Raw genomic sequence first — 11,601 nt, 5'->3', positions numbered from 1 at the left:
CACCCTGCTGCATCGCCTCGGCGAGGCTCTGCGCGCCTTTGCGCAGCGCATCCAGCGCGCGGCCCTGCGAGTCCACCGCACCGTCGGCATTGCCTTCGCCAAGCCGGCCGCTGGCATCGCCCATCGCGGAATCGGCCTGATCGAGCCCGTCCTCGCCGTCGCCCTGATCGCCCTCCTGGCCGCCCTGACCTTGCTGACCTTGCTGGCCCTGCTGTCCTTGTTGGCCGCGCTGCCCCTTCTCGCCGCGCTGGCCGGGACCCATGCCGCGCTTGGCGAGCTCTTCCTGCAACTTCTGCAGCCGGTCACGTAGCGCCTGCTGATCCTGCTGCAGGTCGCCCATGGACTGATCGCCCTGCTTGCCCCGCATGCGGTCGCGTCGCGAATCCTGGCCCTGCTTGAAGGTCTTGTCGCGCAACTGCTGCTGCTTGCGGATCATGTCGCCAAGCTCGTTCAGCGCCTGCTCCATGTCGTTGTCGCCGCTCTGGCCGGGCTGCGCCATCTGCAGGTTCTCCAGCATCTGCTGGAGCTGATCGAGCAACTGCCTTGCCGCCTCCTTGTCGCCGGAGCGCGACAGCCGCTCCATGCGGTCGAGCATGTTCTTCAGGTCCTGCTGGCTCAGGACCTTGGCGTTGGGATCGAGCGGGCGCGCCAATTGCTGCGGGTTGTTGCGGAACTGCTCGGCGAGCTGGCGCATGAAATTGTCGAGCGCCGCGCGCAGATTGTCGGTGAGCTTCTTGATCTCCTCGTCGCTCGCGCCACGCTCCAGCGCCTGCTTCAGCGCGTCCTGCGCCGCGCGCAGCGCCTTGTCGACGTCGGTGATGTTGCCGTCCTCGATGGTGACGGCAAGCGCCCACAGGCTGGCGACGACCTCGCGCAGCGCGTTGTCGGTATGGGCGGCCTCGAGCTGCCGCGCCACGCTGTGCAGGCCGAGATAGGTGCCGGCCTCGGGCGTGAACATTTCCGGCGCGATCAACAGCGCGTCCAGCGCGGCGTTGACATCGGCGTTCCTGTTGGCGTTGAGCGCGAGAATGCGGCGCTGCTCGATCAGCGCCCGCGCCAGCGGTTTCGTGAACAACCGCTCCGGCAGGCGCATGTTGAACGGTTCGCTCTTGGCCTCATTGCCGGCCTCGTCCTTTGCCGTCAGCGTCAGCGTCACATCGGCGCCGGCATAGGGGTCTTCGCTCAGATCCTTGACGGTCTGGCCGACGCCATTGCGGGTGCGCGCGTTCGGCAGCACGAGCGGGAATTGCGGCGGCTCGAACAGCGGCCGCACCTCTGCCGTCCTGGTCCCGGCCTGGGTTCCCGCTTGGCTCGGGTCCTTCGGTGCATCGCCCGGACGCGCGACGAATTGCGCGCGCGCTTCGGTGACGCCGTAATCGTCCTCGAGCCTGTAGGACAATTGCAGCGAGCCGCGCGCCTGGCGCTCCGGATCCTTGGCCAGGGCGATCGACGGCGGACGGTCAGGCGTTGCGGTAAAACGCCACAGCGGCTGGCCGGCCGGCGCGCGGACATGCGCGGTGCCGTCGCCTGCAATCTTGAAATGCCGCTCGTTGGTGCCCTTCGGCGCCTCCCCGCTCGGAGCGACCTCGGCCACGCCGCCACCGACCACGACATCGATATTGCCGCCGCTGGAACGCACCAAAAGCGTGCTGCCGGCGGGAACCGCCAATGGCCCGCTCTCGGCGGCAGCCGCTTCCCGGTTCGCCGATGACAGGATGATCGGCGGCTTGCCGGTATAGTTCGGCGGCGTCACCCAGGCATCGACCCGGATATTGGTCGGCGCCAGCACGCCATTCCAATCGAAGGCGGAGGCGAAACGGAGAGAACGCTCATCGCCCGCGGCGATATAGGCGGCAACCAGCATCACGATCACCAGCGCCCGCAGTGCCCAGGGATCGTGGATCGGAAGCCGCGGCGATGGCAGGCCGGCACGGATGCGCTTGAGCGAGGCCAGCGTGCGCTCGCGCTGTGCCTGCCACAGCGCCTGCGAGACCGGGTCCTGGCTCGAGAGCGTGTCGGTCAGCGCGGTCGCCGGACGATGGCGGATGCCGGTGCCGCGATCGAGCCGGCTCAAGCCCTCCTCGCGTGTCGGCCAGCGGAAGCGAACCAGCGGAAGCAGCGCGGCCAGCGCCAGCAGCGCGAACAGGCCTACGCCGGCCAGGCGTACCGCAAGCGGCAGCGCCAGCCAGAGTCCGGCCCAGGAAACCACCAGGAACAATCCGATGACGGTCAGAAACCGGGCCAGATGCGGCCACGCGCGCTCCCACGCGATCGCGTATTGTGCCCGCTGCAGCGCTTCGGTCAATTTTAGCCGCGCGACGGCGTTATGCTCGCGCGCGGGTTCAGTGGGGTCGCCGCTCAAAAAAATCTCCGGGTTGCCCGACAGGTCACCTTACCACAAGGGCGGCAATGAGGCACCCGTTCCGTTCCGGCAACCCACACGTGGAATTACGCATAACACGAAGGCGTGACTGCGCGTGAGCGACCCCGTAACGTCCTGCCACCACAACCCCAGATCATGGCCTCCTGGCGAAGCGCAACATCGTGCAGATCGACAGCCCCGTCAGCGGCGGCGTCGGCGGTGCCGAAAAAGGAACGCTGGCGGTGATGGTCTCCGGTCCGCGTGCGGACTACGAGGCGCTGAAGCCGGCGCTCGGCGTGATCGGCAAGGTGTTCTTCATCGGCGAAAAGCCGGGCTCGGGGCAGACGATGAAGCTCGCCAATAATTTCCTGTCGGCGACTGCGATGGTTGCGACCTCGGAAGCGGTGGTGATGGGCGTGAAGTCCGGGCTCGATCCGGCCGTGATGATCGATGTCATCAATGCGGGCTCGGGCATGAATACGGCGAGCCGCGACAAGTTTCCGCGCTCGGTGCTGCCGCGCACGTTCGATTTCGGCTTCGCCACCGGCTTGATGGTGAAGGACGTGCGGCTGTGCGTGGAAGAGATGAAGTCGCTCGGCCTGTCGATGGAAGTCGCCGAAGCCGTCGGCCGCCTCTGGGAAACCGTGATCCGCGAAACGGGCGCGGAATCCGATTTCACCTCCGCGATCAAGCCGATTGAGAAAGCGGCGGGCGTCGTGGTCGGTGGCGCAAAGGGCAGTCACGCGGCGAAGTGAGCCATCGAAGCAAGATGTCATCCCGGGGTAGCTGTCGTCCCGGGCTTGCGCGCCGCGGCGAAGCCTCTTGGCGAAGCCGGGACCCGGGACCCATAACCACAGGGTTTAGTGACGTGCGAATCTGCAACCGCTTGCTCGCACTAAAACACCATCCTGTGGTTATGGGACTCCCGCCTTCGCGGGGACGACACTGAGCAAGGTGACGCTCAGATCGAAAAATAAAGACCGCCATAGTCAAAAAGAAAGACCGCCTCGCGGCGGTCTTTGCGATTTCCACGAAGATGTTTTGTGTCGGTCGCTTTTGTGGCGCCTAACAGCGCAAGCGCTATTTCGAGTTGCGACGGCGCCTGACGTACCAATAGACGCCTGCAGCGACGAGGAAGGGAAGTCCTGCGCCCGCGAGCGGGCCGGGCGCGCCACGATACGTTCCCTGGCCGACATAGGTGTAGACCTGGTCGGGAGGGAAGAACAGCGTGGCCGTGAAGTACACACCGGCGGGCACCGCCGCCGCCATCAAGAGGAAAATCGCGAGAACCCAGCCTGGCAATGACATTGTTACACCCACACAGCCGTATTTGATAATATTAATCTCACTCGAATTTAAATACCTGTCAACGGACATTTAATATTTAAATGGCAGGCATGCGAAAATGACGCAGGCGTACGGGGCAAAAAGTGAAAATACTACGCCGTCTCCGAGACTTATCAGTCGCACCGAGAGACGGCGGGCGCTGCTCCGCGGCTGTGAGATGGTGTGATCACCGTTCTGTTAAGGCAAAGCTGCGCAGGCGTGTCCGTCAGGAGCTCAAAACGGCTCCCCAAGCTTCCGCACTCCACCGGGAATTCGTCCGGGAGGCCTGGTTATTGAAAATTTCCGCTGTCGTGCGGATTTTCCGATCGTTAAGCTGAATTATACAAGCTGTTAAATCGCGACGAACGTTTAAATGAATTAATTCCCGATCGCCGCTCACAGCCACGGCGCGGGCTTGTCCATCGCGATCAGCGCCTCGACCTCGACGCGCGGGCGCACGACGGCATACTGATCGTCCTTGACCAGCACTTCCGGCACCAGGGGCCTCGTGTTGTAGCTGCCGGACTGCACCGCGCCATAGGCGCCGGCGGTCATGATCGCCAGCAGATCGCCGGGCTTGGGCTCGGGCAGCGAACGGTCGAGCGCGAGATAGTCGCCGCTTTCGCAGACCGGGCCGACCACGTCGGCAACCATCATGGGCGCGTCTTTCTTGGCCTGCCGCACCGGCAGGATGTCGTGATGCGCTTCGTACAGCGTCGGCCGGATCAGATCGTTCATCGCGGCATCGATGATGACGAAGTTCTTGGCATCGCCATGCTTCACATAGATCACGCGGGTGACCAGGATGCCGGCATTGCCGACGATCATCCGCCCCGGCTCGAACATCAAGGTGCAGCCGAGGTTATGCGTCACGCGCTTGACCATCGCGGCATAGGCGTCCGGCGCCGGCGGCGCCTCGCGGTCCATGTAATAGGGAATGCCGAGGCCGCCGCCGAAATCGATATGCGAGATGTTGTGGGCGTCGGCGCGCAAGGTCTGGACGAATTCGGCAAGAATCCGGAACGCGGTCTCCATCTTGCTGAGATCGGTGATCTGGCTGCCGATATGCATGTCGGCCCCTCGCACCTCGATGCCCGGCAGCTTCGCGGCGCGGGCATAGACATCTCTCGCACGGGAGATCGGGATGCCGAACTTGTTCTCGGACTTGCCGGTCGAGATCTTGGCATGCGTGCCGGCATCGACGTCGGGATTGACGCGCACCGAAATGCGCGCGGTCTTGCCCATCTCGGCCGCAAGGCGCGACAACAGCTCGAGCTCGGGCTCGGATTCGATGTTGATGCAGAGGATGTCGGTGGCAAGCGCGGCGCGCAGCTCGGCCTCGGTCTTGCCGACGCCGGAGAAGACGATCTTCGACGGCGGGATGCCGGCGGCGAGCGCCCGCTTCAATTCGCCGCCCGAGACCACGTCGGCGCCGGCACCGAGCTTTGCCAAGGTGCGCAGGACCGATTGGTTGGAATTGGCCTTCATGGCGTAGCAGACGAGCACCTTCTCGCCGGCGAAGGCTTCGGTGAACACCCGGTAATGGCGCTCCAAGGTCGCGGTCGAATAGCAATAGAACGGCGTGCCCACGGTCTCGGCGAGCTTGGACAGGTCAACGCCTTCGGCGTGCAGCACGCCGTTGCGATAGTCGAAATGATTCATGGCGCGCTCAGTCGAGAAGCGGATCGAGGACGAAGGATCGCTGGCGACCCTTGGCCGCGGCCGGCGGCGCATCCGTTCCGTAGTTCGGATTGAACAGGCTGGGCTCGGCTGCCCGCCGGGTCTCGGTATCGCCGTCCGGCGCGGCCGGCGTCTGCGCCGAGCTCGCGGTCGGCGGCAGGTCAAGCGGTCCCTTGCGTCCGCAGCCGCCAAGCGTCAGCGCAGCAACGCCGACAAAGATGAGAGCCCATCCCGACCGGGTCAGGCGGTGGTTACTGGTCACGACGAAATCCCCAATGCGGGCCGCACCATACAAACATTGATTTGCTCTGGCGAGCCCCCGGATAACCATGAGATTGCAGCGAAATTTGTCGTTCAGCCCAATTTTCGCTGTTTTTCCAGCCGCTTTGCCCAGGCCTTCGCCTGGGAAAGCACATTCCTGGGCGCGGTGCCGCCGTAGCTGGTGCGGCTTTTCACCGATGATTCGACCGACAGCACTTTCAGCGCGTCGGCGGTGATCTTCGGCTCGACCTCCTGCATCGCGGTCAGCGGCAGCTCGTGGAGGGCGACGCCCCGCTCCGAGGCCAGCGCCACGATCCGGCCGGTGACGTGATGGGCCTCGCGGAACGGCATTTTCAGGGTCCGTACCAGCCAGTCGGCGAGGTCGGTGGCGGTGGCATAGCCCTCGCCGGCTGCGGCCTTCATCCGCCCTTCGTCGGGCACGAGGTCTTCGACCATGCCGGTCATGGCGCGGATCGCGAGCGAGAGCGCGGCAAAGGCTTCCATCGCGCCCTGCTTGTCCTCCTGCATGTCCTTCTGATAGGCGAGTGGCAGGCCCTTCATCACGATCAGCAGCGCGGTGAGCGCGCCGATCACCCGGCCGGTCTTGGCGCGCACCAGTTCCGCCGCATCCGGATTGCGCTTCTGCGGCATGATCGAGGAGCCGGTGGTAAACTTGTCGCTGAGCCGGACCAGGCCAACCAGCGGCGAGGTCCAGACCACGATCTCCTCGGCGAAGCGGGACAGGTGCACGGCCGTGATTGCGGCGGCCGACAAGGTTTCCAGGACAAAATCGCGGTCGGAGACGGCATCGAGCGAATTTGCCATCGGGCGGTCGAAGCCGAGCGTTTTTGCCGTCGCGGCCCGGTCGATCGGGAACGAGGTGCCGGCGAGTGCGGCGGCGCCGAGCGGCGATTCGTTCAGCCGCTTGCGGGCGTCAGCGAAGCGGCCGCGGTCGCGCGCCGCCATCTCGACATAGGCGAGCAGATGATGCCCGAAGGTCACGGGCTGGGCGGTCTGCAGATGGGTGAAGCCCGGCATCACCGTCCCGGCATGTTCCAGCGCGCGCTCGACCAGCGCCTGCTGGAACGCGGCCAGCGCCGCATCGGTCTCGTCGATGGTGTCGCGGACATAGAGGCGGAAGTCGGTCGCGACCTGATCGTTGCGGGAGCGCGCGGTGTGCAGCCGGCCGGCGGCCGGGCCGATCAACTCCGACAGCCGGCTCTCGACGTTCATATGGATATCTTCGAGCGCGCGCTTGAAATCGAACGACCCCTTGTCGATTTCTGACAAAATCGTGTCTAGACCTTTGCCGATATTTTTCGCATCAGACGCGGTGATAATGCCTTGCGCAGCGAGCATCGCGGCGTGGGCCTTGGACGCGGCAATGTCCTGGGCATAAAGGTGACGATCGACGTCGATGGAGACGTTGATTTCCTCCATGATCGCGTCGGGACGTTCGGAGAACCGCCCGCCCCACATCTTGTTGCTCATGATTGCTTGCTCACGACTTCTTAAAACTTCAGGCCCGCCCTTGATCGCCCGACCGTCAAAACCGACCGGCCACCGGCGCGGGCCCTGCTTAGCCATATCTGACGCGGAATGACAAACGATATGCCCGAAACTCCCCCGTCCCGTGGCGCCGCGCGCCGGATCCCGCTCGTAATCGGCGCAGTGCTGGTCGGCGCGCTGATCGGCTATGCCGGCGTCTCCGGATTTGGCGGGCTGATGCGACGCGGCCCGGCCGGCGACCCGGCCTGCAGCAGCGCGGTCGATCTGGCGAAGAAGCTCACCCCGCTGGCGCAGGGCCAACTCGCCGCGCTGACGATGGCGACAAAACCCCTGCGGGTGCCGGACCTCGCCTTCGAGGACGCCGAGGGCAAGCCGAGGAAGCTGTCCGACTGGCGCGGCAAGACCGTGCTGGTGAACCTCTGGGCCACCTGGTGCGTGCCCTGCCGCAAGGAGATGCCGGCGCTGGACGCGCTGCAGGCCAGGCTCGGCAGCAAGGATTTCGAGGTGGTGGCGATCAACATCGACACCCGCGACTTCGACAAGCCGAAGAACTTCCTGAAAGACGCCAATCTGACCCGGCTCGGCTATTTCAGCGACGCGAAAGCCAAGGTTTTCCAAGATCTTAAGAGCATAGGCAAGGCACTTGGGATGCCGACCTCGATGCTGGTCGACGGCAACGGCTGCGAGATCGCGACCATCGCGGGGCCGGCCGAATGGGCGAGCGATGATGCGGTGAAGCTGATCACGGCCGCCGTGCAGCCGGCCGCGGCGGGGATTTAGAGCGTTTTCGAGCGAAGTGGATACCGGTTCGCGTGAAGAAAACGCGTCAAAAGAAGAATCTAAAGCCTCGGTTCTGATTGAATCAGAGCCGAAGCTCTAGGCGACCAGATTGATATTGCCGCCGACGCCGGGGGCCAGGTTGGCCGTGGACGGAGCACCCAAGAGCGTCTGGACCGCGGATTTCTCGGCGTCCGCATTGGATTTGATGATCGAGGTCTGAATCTGCGACTGCAGGCCGCCGGCCTGCATGGCCAGAATGCCCGAGACCATGCTCATCATGTCCATACGCGGTACTCCTCTGTCGGCACGGCGATAGCGCCAGAACGTTAAAGCTTGGTGTTGCAGACCGCCTTACGCGGGCTCGTCGTTTTCATAGCGCAGCAAATCGCCCGGCTGACACTTGAGATAGGCGCAGATCCGCTCCAGCGTATCGAACCTGACACCCTTCACCTTTCCTTGCTTGAGCAGGGAAAGGTTGGCTTCGGTGATGCCGACATATTCGGCAAGCTCCTTCGATTTGACGTTGCGCTCGGCCAGCATCACGTTCAGCCGGACTCGGATCGGCATGTTTGCCTCAGACGAATTGAGCGTTTTCTTCGGCGATCGAATTGGCTTCCGCCAGCACCCAGGCCGTCACGGAAACCAGGCCGGCAAACAGCAACGCCAACAGCGAATCGGAACTGAGATTGATGACAAGGTCTTTGCCCTGCGCGTAGGTCTGCCAGCTCAGCACCACCGAGAGCGCGGCCCCGACGACCGGTTTCAGGACCGCCGAAGCAAGCATCGCGGTCGCGAGACCACGCAATCGGCTGCTGTTCTCGGGCGTGAAGAAGCGATTCGCCGCGAACGACTCGAAACACCGGCGAGCCTGCAACAATCCCCAGATCAGGCACGCCAGCGGCACGGCTGAAATCGCCAGGCCTGCCAGGCGGACAGGCCAGCCGATCGGGCGGATCGCGATGCCGCCCAGCCGCGCGTCGCGCAGGATGGCCTCATCGGTGCTGACCATCCAGTACGCCGCCAGTGCCACGGCCAGGACGATTGAAACACCCATGCATGAACGGGCCAGGATGCGGCTGACGACGCGGATGCGCTCGAGCCGCTTTGGCCGCGGCCCCGGCTGGGAAAGCTCCGGCGACAAGGATGTGATCATGCTGAACCTCCGACGGGGTCGTTGACGTTGTATTATCGTTTTACGATAATAATTATCTGCAAGTCAACATCAGAGCTCGGAGTAAAATCATGCTCAATCGTCTCACTGCCGGTATCGCGAGCGTTTTCGTTTTGATCGCGGCTGCCCATGCCCAGCTGTCCACGTCCCGCGCGCAGATCTCCGTCGCACAGGTGAAAGCGATGCTGGACCAGGCCGCGACAAATCCCACCGCGCGCCAGGTGCTGACGGCCTATCTTGCTGCTGCCGGCGAAACCGCCGGATGGCTCCTTGATGCCGCGCGCGATCAAAGTTTGCCGCTGCCGCCCTGCGCGCGGCGGCTCACACTTGATGCGAAAAATGCGCGTGATGCGATCGAGGGCGCGCCCAACACGGCGCCATCAACCGAGACTGCAGCCACGCCCCTCATCGTGCGCGACATGCTCAAGCGCGCCGGATGCCGCCTGAGCGATTAGCGCTTCCGCGATCCTCGGATGTGTAGGGTGGGCAAAGCGAAGTGTGCCCACCATTGCGGGCGGAATGCTTGACGGTGGGCACGCTGCGCTTTGCCCACCCTACAAATCGTGGAGACGCTAGCGCGTCGGGACCGGTTTCTCGCCGCGGTAGTCGTAGAAACCGCGCTGGGTCTTGCGTCCGAGCCAGCCGGCTTCAACGTATTTCACCAAGAGCGGGCACGGCCGGTATTTTGAATCCGCGAGCCCCTCATGCAGCACCTGCATGATCGACAGACAGGTGTCCAGCCCGATGAAATCGGCGAGTTCCAGCGGGCCCATCGGATGGTGGGCCCCTAACTTCATGGCCGCGTCGATCGCCTCGACATTCCCGACGCCCTCATAGAGCGTGTAGATCGCCTCGTTGATCATCGGCAGCAGGATGCGGTTGACGATGAAGGCCGGAAAATCCTCTGATACCGCGACCTGCTTGCCGAGCTTGCCGACGAACGTCTTGGCAGCGTCGAAGGTCGCATCATCAGTGGCGATGCCGCGGATCAGCTCGACCAACTCCATCAGCGGCACCGGATTCATGAAATGAATGCCGATGAAGCGCTCGGGGCGATCGGTGGAGGCAGCGAGCCGCGTAATCGAGAGCGAGGAGGAGTTGGAGGCGACGATCGCCTCCGGCTTCAGGATCGCACAGAGATCGTGGAAGATCTTGCGCTTGGTCTCTTCCTTCTCGACCGCGGTCTCGATCACAAGATCGCAATCCGCCAGTTCGTCGAGGCTTTCGGTCGCGACGATCCGGGACAGCGCCTGCTTGCGCTGCTCCTCGGTGATGGACTTCTTGGCCACCTGGCGCGACAGATTGCCGTTGATGGTTGCGAGCGCCGATTTCACGCGATCGGCGGAAATGTCGTTGAGCAGCACGTCGAAACCCGCAAGCGCCGCCACATGGGCAATGCCGTTACCCATCTGGCCCGAGCCGATCACGCCGACCTTCTTGATTGCGACCGTCATGTTGTCATCCACCGGGACAGCGCGTCCATCGCGCCTAGCCCAAGTCCCTACAATGTCCCCAATATCCGACAAGTCTTACGTTTGTGCATGATCTTTTCCTAAACCGGCGCCCCCTTAGCGCCAACGCGGCGCTCCGGGTAGAGATCATGCTTCGGCGAGAGGGTACCTGCTTCGCCGGAAAACGCCATTCAAAAACAGAACACCGGCCGGGGCTGAACCATCCGGCCGGTGTTCTCTTTGCTTATTTTCCGAGCTTGCCGAGCGCTTCGGTGAGCTCCGGAACCGCCTGGTAGAGGTCGGCGACGAGGCCGTAATCGGCGACCTGGAAGATCGGCGCGTCCTCGTCCTTGTTGATCGCGACGATCACCTTGGAGTCCTTCATGCCGGCCAGATGCTGGATCGCGCCGGAGATGCCGACCGCGACATAAAGTTCCGGCGCCACCACCTTGCCGGTCTGGCCAACCTGCCAGTCGTTCGGGGCATAGCCGGCATCGACCGCGGCGCGCGAGGCGCCGACGCCGGCACCAAGCTTGTCGGCCAGCGGTTCGATGTACTTGGCGAAATTCTCCCGGCTCTGCATGGCGCGGCCGCCGGAGACGATGATCTTGGCCGAGGTGAGCTCCGGACGGTCGCTCTTGGCAACCTCCTCGCCGAGGAAGCTGGAGAGACCGGGATCGGCCGCAGCCGCCACCGTCTCGACCGGCGCGCTGCCGCCCTCGCCCGCCGCCGCGAAGGTCGAGGTACGGACCGTGATCACCTTTTTGGCGTCCTTGGACTTCACCGTCTGGATCGCGTTACCGGCATAGATCGGACGCTCGAAGGTATCAGGCGCGACCACCTTGATGATCTCGGAAACCTGCATGACGTCGAGCAGGGCCGCGACGCGCGGCATCACGTTCTTGAAGCGCGAGGTCGCGGGCGCGACGATCGCATCATAAGACGGCGCTAGCGAGACGATCAGCGCGGCAAGCGGCTCGGCGAGATCGTGGGCATAGGCCTCGCCTTCAGCGACCAGCACCTTCTTGACGCCAGCGAGCTTCGCCGCCGTTTCGGCCGCG

General features: G+C 64.0%; 12 protein-coding genes and 1 pseudogene. 3 read left to right on the top strand and 10 right to left on the bottom strand.

Annotation, left to right across the window (positions count from 1 at the left end):
* Nucleotides 1–2,362: TIGR02302 family protein (locus tag CWO89_RS32620; RefSeq protein WP_130582603.1), on the bottom strand; the 2,362-nt coding region annotated here is incomplete at its 3' end.
* Nucleotides 2,363–2,517: 155 nt separating this feature from the next.
* Between CWO89_RS32620 and CWO89_RS32615 the strand changes: the two are divergent.
* Nucleotides 2,518–3,117 (top strand): annotated as a pseudogene (locus tag CWO89_RS32615) (NAD(P)-dependent oxidoreductase); the annotation flags it as partial.
* 325 nt (nucleotides 3,118–3,442) lie between these two features.
* On the opposite strand, the gene CWO89_RS32610 reads toward CWO89_RS32615, so the two are convergent.
* The 4 genes from CWO89_RS32610 to argH form a co-directional block, all read right to left on the bottom strand.
* Nucleotides 3,443–3,670 (bottom strand): hypothetical protein, encoded by a 228-nt coding sequence (locus CWO89_RS32610; protein WP_130582602.1) that lies wholly within the window; start codon nucleotides 3,668–3,670, stop codon nucleotides 3,443–3,445.
* A gap of 414 nt (nucleotides 3,671–4,084) precedes the next feature.
* Nucleotides 4,085–5,350, bottom strand: a complete 1,266-nt coding sequence (lysA, locus tag CWO89_RS32605; protein WP_130582601.1) for a diaminopimelate decarboxylase — start codon at nucleotides 5,348–5,350, stop codon at nucleotides 4,085–4,087.
* A gap of 7 nt (nucleotides 5,351–5,357) precedes the next feature.
* Nucleotides 5,358–5,630: an LPS translocon maturation chaperone LptM gene (gene lptM / locus CWO89_RS32600; RefSeq protein ID WP_245476685.1), complete on the bottom strand. Its 273-nt coding sequence runs from the start codon at nucleotides 5,628–5,630 to the stop codon at nucleotides 5,358–5,360.
* 92 nt (nucleotides 5,631–5,722) lie between these two features.
* A complete protein-coding gene (argH, locus tag CWO89_RS32595) occupies nucleotides 5,723–7,120 on the bottom strand; it encodes an argininosuccinate lyase (RefSeq protein ID WP_130582599.1) in 1,398 nt (465 codons plus the stop codon).
* 120 nt (nucleotides 7,121–7,240) lie between these two features.
* On the opposite strand from argH, the gene tlpA reads away from it, so the two are divergent.
* The gene (gene tlpA / locus CWO89_RS32590) at nucleotides 7,241–7,918 is read left to right on the top strand and encodes a thiol:disulfide interchange protein TlpA (protein ID WP_130582598.1); all 678 of its coding nucleotides are present in this window, start codon (nucleotides 7,241–7,243) and stop codon (nucleotides 7,916–7,918) included.
* Nucleotides 7,919–8,014: 96 nt separating this feature from the next.
* Here the strand turns inward: tlpA and CWO89_RS32585 are convergent, their stop codons facing one another.
* The 3 genes from CWO89_RS32585 to CWO89_RS32575 form a co-directional block, all read right to left on the bottom strand.
* Nucleotides 8,015–8,203, bottom strand: coding sequence for a putative motility protein (locus CWO89_RS32585; protein ID WP_130582597.1), 189 nt, complete (start codon nucleotides 8,201–8,203; stop codon nucleotides 8,015–8,017).
* A gap of 66 nt (nucleotides 8,204–8,269) precedes the next feature.
* On the bottom strand, nucleotides 8,270–8,485 hold the full coding sequence (locus CWO89_RS32580) for a helix-turn-helix domain-containing protein (RefSeq protein WP_130582596.1): 216 nt from the start codon (nucleotides 8,483–8,485) through the stop codon (nucleotides 8,270–8,272).
* Between the two features lie 7 nt (nucleotides 8,486–8,492).
* Nucleotides 8,493–9,059, bottom strand: a complete 567-nt coding sequence (locus tag CWO89_RS32575) for a DUF2975 domain-containing protein (protein ID WP_165421421.1) — start codon at nucleotides 9,057–9,059, stop codon at nucleotides 8,493–8,495.
* A gap of 101 nt (nucleotides 9,060–9,160) precedes the next feature.
* Here CWO89_RS32575 and CWO89_RS32570 point away from each other — a divergent pair, with 101 nt between their 5' ends.
* The gene (locus CWO89_RS32570) at nucleotides 9,161–9,544 is read left to right on the top strand and encodes a chlorophyllide reductase (RefSeq protein WP_130582594.1); all 384 of its coding nucleotides are present in this window, start codon (nucleotides 9,161–9,163) and stop codon (nucleotides 9,542–9,544) included.
* Nucleotides 9,545–9,661: 117 nt separating this feature from the next.
* On the opposite strand, the gene CWO89_RS32565 is transcribed toward CWO89_RS32570, so the two are convergent.
* Together CWO89_RS32565 and CWO89_RS32560 are read right to left on the bottom strand one after the other, a co-directional pair.
* Complete coding sequence (locus CWO89_RS32565; RefSeq protein ID WP_130582593.1) at nucleotides 9,662–10,543, bottom strand: 3-hydroxybutyryl-CoA dehydrogenase; 882 nt, start codon at nucleotides 10,541–10,543, stop codon at nucleotides 9,662–9,664.
* A 241-nt stretch (nucleotides 10,544–10,784) separates the two neighbouring features.
* Nucleotides 10,785–11,601 (bottom strand): electron transfer flavoprotein subunit alpha/FixB family protein (locus CWO89_RS32560; RefSeq protein ID WP_130582592.1); only part of this gene is annotated, 817 nt, incomplete at its 5' end.

This window comes from Bradyrhizobium sp. Leo170 (assembly GCF_004296405.1).
Classification (GTDB): Bacteria; Pseudomonadota; Alphaproteobacteria; order Rhizobiales; family Xanthobacteraceae; genus Bradyrhizobium.
This window is presented reverse-complemented; position numbering and strand designations above follow the sequence as displayed.